The organism is Streptomyces sp. NRRL S-118 (assembly GCF_000716335.1).
Lineage (GTDB): Bacteria > Actinomycetota > Actinomycetes > Streptomycetales > Streptomycetaceae > Streptomyces.
In genome coordinates, this window is record NZ_KL591010.1 from 81,663 (window position 1) to 95,468 (window position 13,806).

General features: G+C 73.9%; 13 protein-coding genes and 1 pseudogene. 6 read left to right on the forward strand and 8 right to left on the reverse strand.

Annotated features, from left to right (window positions below):
* A partial coding sequence (locus tag IH00_RS37460) for a cbb3-type cytochrome c oxidase subunit I (protein WP_420710887.1) occupies positions 1-1,281 on the reverse strand: 1,281 nt, incomplete at its 3' end.
* A 385-nt stretch (positions 1,282-1,666) separates the two neighbouring features.
* Here IH00_RS37460 and IH00_RS44130 point away from each other — a divergent pair.
* Positions 1,667-1,849, forward strand: a pseudogene (locus tag IH00_RS44130) (hemerythrin domain-containing protein); the annotation flags it as partial.
* A gap of 109 nt (positions 1,850-1,958) precedes the next feature.
* Here the strand turns inward: IH00_RS44130 and IH00_RS42790 are convergent.
* The 4 genes from IH00_RS42790 to IH00_RS0118700 form a co-directional block, all read right to left on the reverse strand.
* The gene (locus tag IH00_RS42790) at positions 1,959-2,477 is read right to left on the reverse strand and encodes an SPW repeat domain-containing protein (protein WP_158827860.1); all 519 of its coding nucleotides are present in this window, start codon (positions 2,475-2,477) and stop codon (positions 1,959-1,961) included.
* Between the two features lie 39 nt (positions 2,478-2,516).
* Positions 2,517-3,470 (reverse strand): Rieske (2Fe-2S) protein, encoded by a 954-nt coding sequence (locus tag IH00_RS0118690; protein WP_078887830.1) that lies wholly within the window; start codon positions 3,468-3,470, stop codon positions 2,517-2,519.
* A 53-nt stretch (positions 3,471-3,523) separates the two neighbouring features.
* The gene (locus IH00_RS0118695) at positions 3,524-4,207 is read right to left on the reverse strand and encodes a hemerythrin domain-containing protein (protein WP_031075020.1); all 684 of its coding nucleotides are present in this window, start codon (positions 4,205-4,207) and stop codon (positions 3,524-3,526) included.
* 180 nt (positions 4,208-4,387) lie between these two features.
* Entirely contained in the window at positions 4,388-4,804 is a 417-nt protein-coding gene (locus IH00_RS0118700) for a CBS domain-containing protein (RefSeq protein ID WP_031075021.1), read from the reverse strand.
* 457 nt (positions 4,805-5,261) lie between these two features.
* Here IH00_RS0118700 and IH00_RS0118705 point away from each other — a divergent pair, with 457 nt between their 5' ends.
* On the forward strand, positions 5,262-6,515 hold the full coding sequence (locus IH00_RS0118705; protein ID WP_031075022.1) for a serine hydrolase domain-containing protein: 1,254 nt from the start codon (positions 5,262-5,264) through the stop codon (positions 6,513-6,515).
* Positions 6,516-6,558: 43 nt separating this feature from the next.
* On the opposite strand, the gene IH00_RS0118710 is transcribed toward IH00_RS0118705, so the two are convergent.
* A complete protein-coding gene (locus IH00_RS0118710) occupies positions 6,559-7,968 on the reverse strand; it encodes an FAD-dependent oxidoreductase (RefSeq protein WP_420710888.1) in 1,410 nt (469 codons plus the stop codon).
* Positions 7,969-7,999: 31 nt separating this feature from the next.
* The gene (locus IH00_RS0118715) at positions 8,000-9,172 is read right to left on the reverse strand and encodes a polysaccharide pyruvyl transferase family protein (protein WP_031075026.1); all 1,173 of its coding nucleotides are present in this window, start codon (positions 9,170-9,172) and stop codon (positions 8,000-8,002) included.
* A gap of 361 nt (positions 9,173-9,533) precedes the next feature.
* On the opposite strand from IH00_RS0118715, the gene IH00_RS0118720 reads away from it, so the two are divergent.
* The gene (locus IH00_RS0118720) at positions 9,534-10,082 is read left to right on the forward strand and encodes a phosphatase PAP2 family protein (protein WP_031075028.1); all 549 of its coding nucleotides are present in this window, start codon (positions 9,534-9,536) and stop codon (positions 10,080-10,082) included.
* 259 nt (positions 10,083-10,341) lie between these two features.
* Here IH00_RS0118720 and IH00_RS0118725 read toward each other — a convergent pair whose 3' ends face one another.
* Complete coding sequence (locus IH00_RS0118725) at positions 10,342-10,680, reverse strand: nuclear transport factor 2 family protein (RefSeq protein WP_031075030.1); 339 nt, start codon at positions 10,678-10,680, stop codon at positions 10,342-10,344.
* Positions 10,681-11,230: 550 nt separating this feature from the next.
* Between IH00_RS0118725 and IH00_RS0118735 the strand changes: the two genes are divergently transcribed.
* From IH00_RS0118735 to IH00_RS0118745, 3 genes are all read left to right on the forward strand, one after another.
* A complete protein-coding gene (locus IH00_RS0118735) occupies positions 11,231-11,491 on the forward strand; it encodes a GlsB/YeaQ/YmgE family stress response membrane protein (RefSeq protein WP_031075034.1) in 261 nt (86 codons plus the stop codon).
* Positions 11,492-11,679: 188 nt separating this feature from the next.
* Positions 11,680-12,579, forward strand: a complete 900-nt coding sequence (locus IH00_RS0118740) for a TauD/TfdA family dioxygenase (protein WP_031075036.1) — start codon at positions 11,680-11,682, stop codon at positions 12,577-12,579.
* Positions 12,576-13,727: a glycerate kinase gene (locus IH00_RS0118745; protein WP_052411477.1), complete on the forward strand. Its 1,152-nt coding sequence runs from the start codon at positions 12,576-12,578 to the stop codon at positions 13,725-13,727. Before IH00_RS0118740 ends, IH00_RS0118745 begins: the two co-directional genes overlap by 4 nt.
* The last annotated feature ends 79 nt before the right edge of the window (positions 13,728-13,806 follow it).

Genomic DNA, 13,806 nt, shown 5'->3' on the forward strand with positions numbered 1-13,806 from the left:
GTGCTGGACGAGGAACGTCAGGTGGAAGCCCGCGAACAGCGTCCAGAAGTGGATCTTCCCCAGACGTTCGTCCAGCATGGTCCCGGTCATCTTGGGCCACCAGAAATGGAAGCCGGCGAACATCGCGAACACCACGGTGCCGAAGACGACGTAATGGAAGTGGGCGACCACGAAATACGTGTCGGTGACGTGCCAGTCCAGGGGTGGTGACCCGAGGATGACACCGGTGAGGCCGCCGAAGAGGAAGGTCACCAGGAATCCGATGGCCCACAGCATCGGTGTTTCGAAACTGAGGGAACCCTTCCAGAGAGTGCCGATCCAGTTGAAGAACTTCACGCCGGTCGGCACCGCGATGAGGAAGGTCATGAACGAGAAGAAGGGCAGCAGCACCGCACCGGTGGCGAACATGTGGTGCGCCCACACGGCCACCGACAGGCCGGTGATGGCGATGGTGGCGCCCACCAGGCCGATGTAGCCGAACAGCGGCTTGCGGGAGAAGACCGGGAAGATCTCGGTCACCACACCGAAGAAGGGCAGCGCCAGGATGTAGACCTCGGGGTGGCCGAAGAACCAGAACAGGTGCTGCCACAGAACGGCCCCGCCGTTCTCCGGGTTGAAGATGTTCGCGCCGAACCGGCGGTCGGCCTCCAGGGCGAGGAGGGCGGCGGCCAGCACGGGGAACGCCAGCAGCACCAGGACCGAGGTGAGCAGTACGTTCCAGGTGAAGATGGGCATCCGGAACATGGTCATGCCCGGGGCGCGCATGCAGATGATCGTGGTCATGAAGTTGACGGCGCCGAGGATGGTGCCGAAGCCCGAGAGGGCGAGCCCCATGATCCACATGTCGCCGCCCACGTAGGGGGTGCGCTCCCCGCCGCTGAGCGGCGTGTAGGCCGTCCAGCCGAAGTCGGCCGTGCCCTCCGGGGTCAGCAGCCCCGCGACGACGATGAGGCCGCCGAAGAGGAACAGCCAGTACGAGAACATGTTCAGCCGCGGGAACGCCACGTCCGGCGAGCCGATCTGCAACGGCATGATGGCGTTCGCGAAACCGGCGAAGGTGGGCGTCGCGAACAGCAGCAGCATGATCGTGCCGTGCAGGGTGAACGTCTGGTTGTACTGCTCGTTCGAAATGAGCTGGATTCCGGGACGGGCGAGTTCCGCGCGGAGCATCAGGGCGAGCAGCCCGCCGAAGAGGAAGAAGGCGAACGAGGTGATCAGGTAGAGGTGCCCGATCTTCTTGTGATCCGTCGTGGTGAGCCAGTCGACGGCAAGGCGACCCATGCCTCGCCCCTTCACCGGGACGATCGTGGTCGGCTCGGTGGTAGTGGCCATATGGGAACCCCTGGGGCGCGACGGAAAAGGCGGACGTGCGCGACTGCGTGATCCGTCGCGACGGGCCCACGTTATGTGCGAGGACACGGGAAAAGGCACCGCCGCGTCCGGGAACGGGTCCGACCGGCCGCCCGCCGCCCGAGTGACCGGAAACGGCGCCGCGCAGCATGGGCGCACCGAACGGCCAGGAATGAACAGGCCCCGTCTTTGCGCCGCTTCTTTGCGCCGTTTCTTTGCGCCGTTTCTTTGCGCCGTTCCGTGCGCGCCTTCCGGGGTATTCAGTCGTGACCCCGGGCAAGGGGGCCGGCAGCTCTACCAGGAGATCGGGCTGATCGAGTTCACCCACATCCGGCGCAGCACCGAGGCCGCGAGGCTCGCGTCCATGGCCCGGGGCGTCAGGGCGGCGGAGGCGACGGCGCCGACGCGGCCTCACCCGGGCGTGGAGTCGGCCGCGGCCAACGTCGCGCTCGGTCCGCTCGCCGCGTCGATGGACCGGACGAAGGACGCGGTCCGCAAGCCATGGGCAAGGACGGCTGAGCCGGGGGCCCGGGCGGCCGGCGCACCGGCCGCCCGGACCCGGGGTCTCCTCCGGCTCCCCGGGGCGCGGGAGGCCCCCGCCGCGCGGCTCACCGCTTGCGGTGCCGTCCCGAAGGGGCCGTACCGCGCCGCGTGGCGCGGAACAGCAGCAGGGACGCGATCGACGAGACGATCAGGACGCTGCCCGCGGCCACGTCGAACACATGGGCCCCGTCGGCGAACATCACGGTGTCGCGGAGCCCCAGCAGCCAGGGGGAAACGACGAGCCAGACGCCGGCCGCCAGCACGGTCAGGTCCGACCACGGGCCCAGGTGCCACTTGAACCGGGCCATCGCCACGAACAGGACGATCATGCCCACGCCCAGCTCGTTGCGGTGGGCGTCCTTGGCGGTGGTGGGTTCGCCGGTGACCCACGGCGCCACGAAGAGGGCGACCGCGGTGAGCACCCACAGCAGACTGACGAGCTGGTCCCGCTGCCCTTCCCGCAGGATGAGCCGTGTATCGGGCGCCACGGCATCAGGCACTCCGCGCCGCTGCACTTCCCGCAGGATCCGCCCGGTCCCGGGCGCCACCGGGTCGTGCGCCCCCTGCACCACTCCGCCGGCCATGCCGATCAACCCCTCTCCGCTCCGTGTCGCTCGCGGCCCTCACGCGGCGTGACGACCGGCATCCGCGCCGGCCGACAGCCGCAGCCGTGCCTCCAGGCGGCCGTCGACGATCCGGGTGTCGAACGCCGGCTGCGGAGCCGTCGCGGGGCCGCGGACGTTCCAGCCGTCGGCCAGCCGGAACACGCTCCCGTGCCAGGGGCACCGCACGCAGCCGTCGAGGATCTCGCCCTCCGACAGCGGCCCCGCCATGTGGCTGCACCGGTCGGCCAGGACGTGCACGGCACCGCCCGTCTCGCGCACCACCATGACCGCGACCTCGCCGATGTGGCGCCGTACGGCCCTGCCCACCGGCAGGTCGGCGACGTCGCCGACCGCGTGCCAGCCGGGCTCGACGAGGTGGGGCACCTCCTCGGCGTGGTTCGCCCCGGCGGCCTGGCGGTAGGCGAGGTGGCCGCCCAGCGCGCCGCCGACGGCGACCGCCGTCAGCCCCGCCAGGCCCAGGGCCTTGCCCCGCCACACCCGGCCCCGGTGCCGGGCGAGGTACGAGGCGGTGTAGAGGGCGACCGCGGTGATGTTGCCGGCCGCGTGCACCAGCCCGACGCGCTGCTGCTCCTTGGGCAGGTCGGCCCAGTCGGTCCAGCCGGCCACCGCCGCCGGCCCGGCCGCCGCCAGGCCGACCCCGATGAGGACCTGGGCACCCTTGCGGTGCCCGGGCAGCGCGTCGAGCACGGCCGCCGACAGCCAGGTGCCGATGGGCACCTGCACCATGAGCGGGTGCACCGGATGCCCCAGCCAGCGCCCGTGCAGCGCGTCACGCGCGGACCCCAGGGGTGCCGCCCGGACCGCCGCCCGGACCGCGCCGATCAGCGCGTCGGCCCCGGACCACCGTTCCAGCCGGTCCACGCCCCGCAGCACGCGTCCGGGCCCGTCCGCCGACGGCAGGAGCCGCCGCACGGTCGCCGTCGTGGAATAACGCTTGAATGATCGATCCATGCCGAAGCGAGTAGCCCCTCACGCCCGGCGGAAACGGCCCGCGGCCACTGTGGTCAGCGGCGCGCCCGCAGCACCCTGGCGAACAGCCACGCGACGCACAGGCAGACGGCCGCCGCCGCCACGGCGAGGGTCCGGCCGCTCGGCAGCCGCGTGCCCGCCGGGAGCAGGTCGCGGGCCCGGTCGACGGCGGAGAGGGGCACGCCCAGGACGGCGTTGCCGGGCGGCCGCCGCGGCACCACCGGGTGCGGATGCGTCGGCGCCGTGCGCCGTACGGTCTCCCAGGCCGACCCCAGCCTGCGCAGGGCGGACCGGTCGAGGGACTCCTGGAGCCGCGGCAGGAGGAGGTCCTCCTCGTCGCGGATGTCCTGCCGGATCAGCGCGAACGCCCGGGTGGCCAGTTCGTCGTGGCGCGGGTCGTCCGGGCCGGTGCGCTCCATCTCGGTGACCAGGTCGTTGATCTGCTGGTGCTCGCTCTCGACCCGCGCGGTCAGCTCCTCGCCGTCCGGGGCGATGCGGCGCAGCGCGGGCCACAGCACGGTCTCCTCGGCGAAGGCGTGCGTGAAGGTGAGCTGGACGATGTCCTTGAGGACGCGCCGCCGCTCCTCCTCCGGGCCGTCGCCCGACTCGTACCGCTCCATGAGCCGCTCCAGCTCGGCGTGGTCGCGGCGCTGACGGGCCAGGATGCTGGCCGTGCCGCCCAGCTCCTCCGTGTTCTGTTCAGCGATCGAACGGGTCATGGCCGGTCTCCTCCGTCACCGTGTGCGGGACGCCTCACCAGGGCGGTTACCCGGCACCGCCGTCTTCAGCACCGTCTCCACCCGCCCGGCTCAGCGGCAACGCCGGACGGACGGCCCCGGCACGGCCAGGCCCCGGCCGGTGGGTACCGGCCGGGGCCTTGGCGGGCGGGCTGTCGCGCGTCAGTCGGTGGACAGGGCCTGGACGAGGTCGCCCACCTTCGGGTCCGGCAGGGCGCGGGCGACGTCGGCCTGGGCCACCACGCCGACGAGGTCGTGGCCGTCGATGACGGGCAGCCGGCGCACCTTGTGGCCGGTCATGGTGCGCAGGATCTCCTCCGCGTCGTCGTCCGCGCCGATCGTGACGGCCTCGCCCTGGGCCAGCTCGCCGGCCTTGCACTCCGCCGGGTCCTTGCCGGCGCCGAGGACCTTCACCACGATGTCGCGGTCGGTGAGCATCCCCTTGAGCTTGTTGTCCGTGCCGCAGATGGGCAGCGCGCCGACGCCGAGCCGGGTCATCTTCTTCGCGGCTTCCAGGACGGTCTCCTCCGCACCGATGCACTCGGCGCCCTCGGTCATGATCTCTCGTGCCGTGGTCATCGTGTGACGTCTTCCCTTCCGTGAGCCCGGTCCCGGTCGCGATGGCGGTCGTCGTCGCGGCCGGGCACTGATGGAGCTCGTGTGCCCCCGGCTCCCTTCGGCTAACGCACCTTTTGGCAAGGTACGTCCGGCCGTACGGCCGTCTCCCGTCCCGGGCGCCCGAGTTGGCGGAACAGGCAGGTGTGAGGGCGTCCGCGGCGGGCAGCAGATGCCCGTGGCCCCGCCGTGGTTCCCCCGTCACGGCGGGGCCTCGGCGTGTGCGGATGAGCACGGTGCGGGGCGCCCGGGGCGGTGGCGGGATACGGGCGCGCGCCGGCCCGCCCGTGTCGGGAAACGGACAACGCCGTTGTGCCTCGTGGTTCATGAGCCCGGGTCACGGCGCGCCACGGCCGGTCCCGGGAGTCCCCACCTCGCACGCGGACCCTGCGCCGCACGATCGAATCCCGAAGGAATCAACGTGTCCCTGTCGACGCACCGGCGTCTGGCCGTGAGTGCCGTTCTCGTCGCCGCACTCGCCACCGTCGTCGCCCCCGCCCCCGGCGCGTACGCGGCCCCCGCCGCGCCGCCCGCACCCTCCGGCGTTCCCACGGTGCCCGCCCCCGGCATGGAGGGCGTGGTGGCGGCGCTCGACGCCGCCGTGGCCAACGGCGCGCCGGGCGCGATGGCCCGGTACACCGGACCCGACGGCGTCCGGACGAGAGCCGTGGGGGTCCGCGACCGCGTCTCGGGCGCCGCCATGGACATCCGCGCGCGCTTCCGGATCGGCAGCGTCAGCAAGACCTTCTCCACCGTGGTGCTGCTCCAGCTGGTGCAGGAGGGGCGGCTCGAGCTCGACGCGCCGGTGAACCGCCACCTGCCGGGGCTGCTGCCGGACGACCGGATCACGGTGCGTCACCTGCTCGCGCACCGCAGCGGCCTGGCGGACTACACGACGGCGATGTTCGAGCGGACCGTGCCCGGTTTCGAAGCCGTGCGGAACCGGGTGTTCGGCTATCAGGAGCTGGTGGACCTGTCGCTGGCCGAGCCGCGCACCACCGAGCCCGGCGTCGCGTACAAGTACTCCAACACCAACTTCGTGGTGGTCGGCATGCTCATCGAGGAGCTCACCGGCAGGCCGGTCGCCGAGGAGTACGAGCGCCGCGTCATCAAGCCGCTGCGGCTGCGGAAGACCTCGTACGTGCACCCCGCCACCCGCATCGGGGGACTGCACGTGCGCGGCTACCTGCACCCGGACGAGAGCGGCGCGCCGCTCGTGGACTCCACGGAGCAGACCGTGTCGTGGGCCCAGTCGGCCGGGGCGGTCATCTCCAGCCCGGCGGACCTGAACACCTTCATGACCGCGCTGATGCGGGGCAGGCTGCTGTCACCGGGGATGCTGGAGGCCATGACGACGGCGACCCCGACGGACGCCACCGGCACCCGGTTCTACGGGCTCGGGCTGCGCCGTTACGACCTGTCCTGCGGTACCCGGGTGTACGGGCACACCGGCACGGTCCAGGGCTTCTACACCTACGCCTTCGCCACCCGGGACGGCCGGCGCAGCCTCTCCGCGATGGCGAACACCTCGAACCGTAGCCCGGCCAACACGGCGCTCGGCGACACGCTGGAGGCGGCGTTCTGCGGCAGGAAGCCGGTCCCGGCGGCACGCTCGGCCGCGGCGCGCACGGTGCAGGTGCTGCCGGCGGAGGCGGACCTGCCCGAGCGCCACTGAGCGGCGGCGCGGGCGGCATGAGTCCGCGCGGCCCGCGCGGGCCTCACGCGAGGCTCGCGCCCTGGTGGCGGAGCTCCTGCCGGACCGCGCTCACCGGGACGTCGCGGGGGCGTCCGCCCTGCCTGGCGGCGAGGGCCGCGCAGACGCCCGCCGCCTGCCCGGTGGCCATCGAGATGGGCATGACCCGGTAGGAGGAGTGGGCCACGTGGTCGCCGGAGATGCAGCGGCCGGCGACCAGCACGCGGTCCACGTCCCGGGGGAACAGGCAGCGCAGCGGGATGTCGTAGGCCTCGCCTCGCGGAACGCGTCGGAGGACGGTGCCGCGGCCGCTCGGGTTGTGGATGTCCACGGGGTAGGCGCCGCGGGCGATGGCGTCGCCGAACTTGCGGGCGGTGAGCACGTCGTCGCCCGTCAGCTGGTAGGCGCCCAGGATCCGGCGCGTCTCCCGGACGCCGACCTGCACGCCGCTCTGCACGACGTAGGAGTCGGCGAACCCGGGCACGCGGTCGCGCAGGAAGCGGGCGATCTGCGCCATCTGGCGGTGCGCGGTGAACTCGGCGCGGGTGAGGTCCCAGACGCTGGTGCCGAGGACCTCGGTGACGCGGGTGGAGTTGACCGCCACCTCACCGGCGTTGGGGGTGGCGAAGAAGAGGATGTCCTCCCGCGGCAGGTCCAGCTCCCCGGCGTCGGTGGCGGCGCGGACCAGGTCCCACAGCCCGTGGACGCCCTTCCACTGGTCCGGGTGTGCACGGGCGTACGCGGTGAACGCGTCGTGGTCGAAGCGGGCCATGCGGAACATGAGCGTCATGGGCTGCGTCCAGCCGTCCTCCGGCCGGCCGATCTCGTACGGCGCCCCGGCGGCGGCGGCGATGTCGCCGTCCCCGGTGCAGTCCACGATCACGTCGGCGTCGATGACGAGCGGCCCGGACTTCGTCTCGAACACCCCCCGCACCTTGTCGGGCAGGGTGATGACGCCGGAGGCGAAGGCGTGCAGCAGGGTGCGGACCTCATGGGTCTCCAGCAGGTCGTACGCCACCAGCTTGAACAGCTCCGGGTCGAAGGGCACGGTGTAGCCGGTCTCCAGCGAGGGGCGGATCGCCGCTCCGGCCCGTACGAGCTGTTCCATCAGCACCCACAGCACACCGCCGACGACCGGCTCGCCCTCGCCGTGGTCGGGCGGCAGGAGCCGCGCGGAGTCCCCGGTGACGGCCTGCTTGACCTCGTTGTGGAAGCTCATCAGAGGCATGACCAGAGCCGCGGTGGCGTTGCCGCCGAGGAATCCGTACCGCTCGACGAGGATCACCTCGGCGCCGGCGTTCGCGGCGCCGAGGGCCGCCCCGATGCCGGCGGGGCCGCCTCCGACGACCAGCACCTGGGTGGAACCCGCGTGCTGCGCCCGGCGCGGGGGCAGTTCGACGCTCCGGGGGACCCGGGGCGGCATCAGGTGGGACACGATTCCTCCTGGGGGCCGGTCGCCGGCGGGGTCAGCCGGCCGGCGACGCGGCCGTCGGCTCCGGGCTGTCGTCGTGGGGGCGGGGCGCGGTGCGGTCCAGGTAGGCGAGGAGCCGCTCGGCGGTCCCGGCGGCCCGCATCTGCATCACGGCCGTCCGGGCGGCCGTGTGCGCCGCGCGGGCGGGCCGCTCGTCCCACAGCCGGTCCACCTCCGCCAGGAGCAGGCCGGCGGTCTCCCTGACGACGCCCCGCAGGGCGGGCGCGCCGATCTGCTGGGCGAAGTCGAAGACCTTCCCGGCGTAGGGCAGCGGCAGCAGCGGGATCCCCGCGAGCGCGGCGAAGATCAGGAAGTGCAGCCTCATGCCGATGGCGAGGTCGAGCTGCTTGACCATGTCGAGGACCTCCTGCGGCCGGTAGCTGCCGCGCAGCACCGTGCAGCGGTCGGCGTCGGCCATGTGCGACACCACCGCGTGCGCGTGCCGGATGTCGTCGCGCTCCATGGGGACGAAGACGACGTGCGCGTCGAGCCGGTGGACGAGGAAGTCGCCCACGTTGGCGAGGAGCTGGTGGTAACCCTCTTCGTCGAGGTGTTCGGCCGCGCGGCCGGGCTCCCGGACGCTCATGCCGACCAGGGGCAGCCCGGTCGGTACGGCCTCGGCGCGCAGGAGGGCCTCGCCGCCGTCCCCGGGGCGCAGCAGCAGGGCCGGGTCGGCGGTGACGGAGATGGGCCGGGTCAGCCCGGCCTCCTCCAGGACCAGCTTCGACTCCTCGTCGCGGACCGTGACCTCGGCCGCGTCGCTGAGCGTGGCGCGGACCCACGCGCAGTCCGCCTCGTCGGTGAGCGGTCCCGCGCCGAGGGCGTAGGTGAAGACGGGTACGCCGTCGTCCATGGCGGTCCGCACCAGCCGCAGGTAGCGGCGTGCCTCGGTGTTGTAGAGGATCCCGCCGCCGCCGAGCACGAGGACGCTCAGCCGGCGCAGGTGCTCGGAGATGCGCTCCCGGCACACGCCCTCCCAGCCGACCACCTCGACGTCCGGGTGGGCGCCGCGGCTGTGCTCGGGGTTGCGGGAGAAGACCACGACGTGGACGTCCGGCCGCCCGGCCCGGATGCGGTCCAGCAGGGCGGTGAGGATCGCCTCGTCGCCCACGTTCCGGCCGCCGTAGGACCCCAGCACTCCTACGGTCACCCTGCTTCGGTCGCCCATGACCGGCTCCTCCCGGGTCTCCCGGTGACGTCCTGCCGCTCCGGCACCCGGGCCGTGGGCCCGCGCTCCGCCGTGCGGCACCGGCGGCTGCCTCTTCCCAGTGCACACGCACGGGCGGGTTCGTGCATGCCGGGACGGGTCGTCCGCCCGGCGGTTCGTGCATGCCGGGACGGGTCGTCCGCCCGGCCCCTCGTCGCCGGTGGCCGCGGCGCGGCGGGCCCGGGTCCCCGGGGACGGAGGGCGAGGGGCAGCGGTGGAGGGGCTACGCGCCCATGGGACACCCGCTCCGCCACGCCCGCAACCCGGAAGCCACCGGGGCTGCCCGGGTGTGTGGGGGACGCCGGGCGGGAAGCAGGCGGTCATGGGTGACCTGGTGGAGTGGCAGGAAGCGGACCGGCGACTGACCCGCCGCGTGGCCGGCTGGGAGTCGCCGCTGGTGCGCCGGTTCCTGCCCAAGGTGCAGTCCGCCGCCGAGCACACCAAGCTGTGGTGGTGCGCGGCGGCCGTCATGGCCGCGGCGGGCGGCGTCCGGGGGCGGACGGCCGCGGTCGCGGGGCTGGCGGGCATGGGGCTGGCGGAGCTGCTGTCCAACGCGGTGTGCAAGCAGGTGTACGACCGCCGCCGTCCGCCGGAGGGGCTCATCCCCCACGACGACGTCCACCCGCGGCCGGACAGTTCCTCCTTCCCCTCCGGGCACACGGCCGCGGCCGTCGGCTTCACCGTCGCCGCGGCCGGGCCCTGGCCGTGGGCGGGCGCGGCCTGTGCGCTGCCGGCCGCGCTGGTGGCCGTGGAGCGGGTGCACTCCGGTGCGCACTATCCGAGCGATGTCGCCGCCGGTGCCGTCATCGGTCTGGCGACGGGACTGCTGGTGCGGCACTCCCCCGGGATCCTGGTGCGCCACCTGCTGTGAGGGCGGCACGGCCGGGGAGTGCCCGCACAGCGGCGTCGTCCGCCCGCGGGACGCCCTGCGGCCCTCCGGTGCGTGCGGCGGTCCGGTACGGGTGGTGGCGAGGCGGACCGGTGCGTACGGCACCGTGGCCGTGCTCCCGCGACCGCTGACGGCCCGCGCGACGGCCCCGGCCCCGGCCCCGGGCCGTCCGCACGGGTGGCGGACGGCCCGGGGCCGGAGTGGTGGGACGAACGGAACGGTTCTCCGCGAGGGGGACGGGTCAGACGGCGAACCAGACCTTCTCGATGCGCTCCGCGCCGACCTCGTAGACGGCGACAGCGGCGCGCTCCTCGTCGCCCATGAAACCGGTGACGCGCTCCTGGTCGATCACCAGCCGGCCGTGGGTGACGCGCGAGACCAGCTCCGCGTGCAGGTCGGGGCTGGCCGCGAAGAGGGCGGCGTAGCGCTCGCGGAACGCCGGGCCCGAGCGGTCGGCGAGGACCTCTCCCGAGGGGAAGGCCAGCACCGGCACGTCCTCGGCGTAGAAGCCGAGGAAGCGCTCCAGGTCCCGGGCGTTGTAGGCCGCGAGCTGACCGTCGACGATCTCCTCCGGGGACATCGTGGTTCTCCTTTCTCCTCCGGCGGGCACGGTCGTGCGGCCGGTGCGTGTACGGATGACGAGCAGCGAGCACGCCGGCGCGATGCCGCCCGTGACGTGGAGCAGGTCGAGCAGCAGCAGACCGGACTCCGACTCCGGCAGAAGTCCGACGAACCGCTCCCCGAGGCGGACACCACGCCGAAGCAGAAGATCACGCCGGCCCGGACCTGGCCAACAGACGCCGTGCGGCCCGCCACCGCGCTCACCGTGCCGCAACGCATGGCGCCCTGCGGGGAGGTGCCCATCGCGGCACTTCGCCCCGGGAGTTGGAGCCGGGCGAACCGGGCTGCAGGCGTCCCCGGTCGCCACCTCTCCGCCGCCGGCCTCGCCGGCATCCTCCCGGCCGGGCGCAGGATCGGCAGGACGCCCCGGGCCGGCCGGCGGAACGCCGGGCACAGGGGGGCGATCCCGGGCGCGGTGCGGAAACGTCGCTAAGGCGGATGCTTACGGCCGCGTCCGGCGGGCACGCGGAGGGCAGCGAAGGTCATGGCAGTGAACGGAAGGAGTCATCGTGTCGTTTCTGTGGGCCATCATTGCGGGTCTCATCATCGGCCTGCTGGCCAAGCTCGTCCTCCCCGGGCGTCAGCCCATCCCCCTCTGGCTGACGGTCCTGCTGGGTATCGTGGGCGCTGTCGCCGGCAACGCGCTCGCCAGTGCGTTCGGTGTGCGCGACACCGGCGGTATCGACTGGATCCGTCACGTGTTCCAGATCGGCATCGCCGCCGTCCTCATCGCCTTCGTCACCCCCCTGTGGGCCCGACGACACGCCTGACGCCTCCTCCGGCCCCGCAGCCCCGCCGATCCCCAGGGACCGGCGGGGCTGCCGCATGTCACGCCCCGGAGACGCGCAGGAAAAATTGAGGGAAACCCGCGGTCAACCGAATCGGCTACCCGCACAACTCTCCTACATCCGCGGGCCGGCCGGCCCGCGGCATCCGCGCAGGAAGCAGGGGGGCGCCAGTGACAGACGGCGGGCACCAGACCACTCCGGGGCAGACGCTGACCGACGGGTTCGACGCGGTACGGGTGGCCGTGGCGGGACCGCTCCGTGACCATCTGACGAGCGCCGGCGAGAGCACCGCGGACGCCGCCGCGGCGCGGGCCGAGCTGGCCGCCCTGGTGGGCGAGCACCTGGACGACGGGCCCGGTGTCCTGGTTCTCACGGGGCTGCCCGCCGACCGGGACGGCGGCGAGCGCGCGGTGCTGCGGGCCACGCGCCTGCTGGGGGAACCGCTGCCGCAGAACCGGGAGGGCACGCTGGTCCGCGAGGTCAGGGACCGCGGCATGAGCATCAGTCAGCGGGGCCGCACCCGTTACTCGGACTCCCGCTTCGGCGGCGACCTGCACACGGACGGCGCGGAGGCACCGCTGCCCGCGCCGGACGTGTTCACGCTCTTCTGCGTGCGCCAGTCCGTGCGCGGCGGCGCTCTGCAGTGCCTGCACGTACGGGAGGTGGAGCGGGCGCTCGACCCGGAGGTGCTGGCCACCCTGCGGGCCCCGTTCCGGTTCGACCGCCGCGGCGACCAGGAGCCCGGGCAGGACCCCACGACGGCCAAGCCCGTGCTCTTCAGCCAGCGGGGGCGCCCGGCCATCACGTACCTCCGCAGCTACATCGAGCACGGCCACGACCACCCCGGCGTGCCCGAGCTGACCACCGCTCAGCGCGAGGCGCTGGACGCGCTCGACGCGCTGATCGCCTCCAGTCCCGCCGTCCTGACCGGCAAGCTGCGGGAGGGGGAGCTCGCCCTGTTCGACAACCTCTCGCTGCTGCACGGCCGGACCGAGTTCCAGGACGAGCCCGACCACACGCGCCTGCTGCTGCGCACCTGGGTGCGGCGCCACCCCGACGGACGGTCATGAACCGCGGCCCGGCGCCCGCCGCGGAGATCGTGGTGGCGCCCAACTGCATGCGCGGGTACGCCTCGGCCGGCGAGGTGGCGGCCGCGCTGATCAACGGCGTCCGCCGGGTGCGGCCGCGGGTGCGGCCGGTGGCGCGGCCCCTCGCCGACGGGGGCGACGGCACCCTCGATGCCCTGTACGCCGCGTGCGGAGGCGTCCGCCATCCGGTGGAGGCGGTCGATGTGCTCGGCCGGACGCGGAAGGCGCACTGGCTGGCGCTGGACCGGCGCACGGCCGCCGTCGAGACGGCCGGCGTCTGCGGACTGGGGGCGCTGCGCCCCCATGAACTGCGGCCGCTGCGGGCCACGTCGGCCGGGGCCGGCCAGGCCCTCGCCGCCGCGGTCGCGGCGGGAGCCACCACGGTGCTGGTCGGCCTGGGCGGCACCGCCGTGGTCGACGGGGGCGCCGGGGCGCTGGCCGCGCTCGGCGCACGGTTCCTCGACCGCGACGGGCACGAGGTGGAGCCCGTGCCGGAGCGCCTTCCGGACGCGGTGCGCGTGGACCTGAGCGCCGCGCGGCGGCTGCTGGACGGGGTGACGGTGCGGCTGCTGGCCGACGTCCGCACACCGCTGTCGGGCAACCTGGACTCCTTCGGCGCCCAGAAGGGCGTCACCGCCGAGAACCGCCCCGCCGCGGTCCGGGCCCTGCAGCACCTGACCTCGCTGCTGGCGAACGCGGGCGACCACACGGCGGCGGACCGCTTCCGCACCCCCTGGTACGGCGCGGGCGGCGGCATCGGGTTCGGGCTGTCCGCGGTGGCGTCCACCACGGCGGAGAGCGGCACGGAAGCACTGCTGGGCATCACCGACCCGGGCGGCAGCATCGGGACGGCGGCCCTGGTCATCACGGCGGAGGGCGCCATCGACCCGGGCACCTGGCAGGGCAAACTGCCGGGCACCATCGCCCGGTTGCGCCGGGACCGCGGGCTGCCGACCGCCATGGTCGCCGCGCGCGCCGAGGCGGACGCCGCCGCGGCGGGCCCGCTGGTCACCGTCCACCTGGCCGCCGACCCGCCCCTGGACGCCCCGCTGGTGGGGCCCGCCCTCCACGAGGGACTGGCCCGGGCCGCGGCGGCGGCCTGCCACACCTGGGCGGTCGCCGCCGCCTGACGGCCGAGCACCACGAAGAGCGGCGGGGATACCTGCCCACCGCTCGCGCAACGACACGTCCGGACAACAGACGTAAGGA

What these genes read in the sequence shown, in the direction of transcription:
- IH00_RS0118725 (WP_031075030.1), bottom strand. Translation starts at nt 10,680, where the DNA reads ATGTCCCCGGAGGAGATCGTCGACGGTCAGCTCGCGGCCTACAACGCC.
- IH00_RS42790 (WP_158827860.1), bottom strand. Translation starts at nt 2,477, where the DNA reads ATGGCCGGCGGAGTGGTGCAGGGGGCGCACGACCCGGTGGCGCCCGGG.
- IH00_RS0118745 (WP_052411477.1), top strand. Translation starts at nt 12,576, where the DNA reads ATGAACCGCGGCCCGGCGCCCGCCGCGGAGATCGTGGTGGCGCCCAAC.
- IH00_RS0118690 (WP_078887830.1), bottom strand. Translation starts at nt 3,470, where the DNA reads ATGGATCGATCATTCAAGCGTTATTCCACGACGGCGACCGTGCGGCGG.
- IH00_RS0118715 (WP_031075026.1), bottom strand. Translation starts at nt 9,172, where the DNA reads ATGGGCGACCGAAGCAGGGTGACCGTAGGAGTGCTGGGGTCCTACGGC.
- IH00_RS0118700 (WP_031075021.1), bottom strand. Translation starts at nt 4,804, where the DNA reads ATGACCACGGCACGAGAGATCATGACCGAGGGCGCCGAGTGCATCGGT.
- IH00_RS0118720 (WP_031075028.1), top strand. Translation starts at nt 9,534, where the DNA reads ATGGGTGACCTGGTGGAGTGGCAGGAAGCGGACCGGCGACTGACCCGC.
- IH00_RS0118695 (WP_031075020.1), bottom strand. Translation starts at nt 4,207, where the DNA reads ATGACCCGTTCGATCGCTGAACAGAACACGGAGGAGCTGGGCGGCACG.